This window comes from uncultured Winogradskyella sp. (genome assembly GCF_947498005.1).
In the GTDB taxonomy this organism is placed as follows: domain Bacteria; phylum Bacteroidota; class Bacteroidia; order Flavobacteriales; family Flavobacteriaceae; genus Winogradskyella.
Genome location: NZ_CANMIW010000034.1, coordinates 1 through 545 on the forward strand (window position 1 = coordinate 1; position 545 = coordinate 545).

The 545-nt window shown below is 32.5% G+C and carries 1 protein-coding gene; it reads right to left on the minus strand.

Features of this window, described 5'->3' with window-relative positions:
* On the minus strand, positions 1-545 hold a 545-nt coding region (locus Q0891_RS17220; protein WP_299103578.1), incomplete at both ends, for an IS3 family transposase.

A 545-nucleotide genomic window follows, 5' to 3' on the forward strand; every position in this document is an offset into this window, starting at 1 on the left:
TTTACACGCTCAGCCATGGCATTTTCGTAACAATGATTTTCTTCAGTCATACTGATATCTATCTTTTTTCTCTTTAGTATTTGCGTGTATTGATTGCTACAATACTGTATTCCTCTGTCAGAATGATGAATAAGCTGTTTAATGTTTTTGGCTTGATATATGGCCTTATTTAGGGCTCTTACACATCCTTTTAGTTCCAAACTATCACTAAGATCATAACCAACAATTTTCCTAGAATACATATCTGTTATTAAGGCTAGATAACAAAACCCTTTTACAGTTCTTATGTATGTAATATCAGATACCCAAACTTGATTAGTTCGCGCTATTTCAAGGTCTTTTATAATGTTGTTATACTTATAAAAGCGATGATATGAGTTAGTAGTTCTGGCACTGGTTTTCTTTCTAAGTGTTAGCATATTATGTTTTCTAAGGACATTAAATAGCGTATCTCTACCAACTTTGATGTTAGCTTTTGTAAACTCATCATCTAATGATTTTATGAGTTTACGTACGCCTTCTCTAGGAAGGGATTTGCGTTTTTT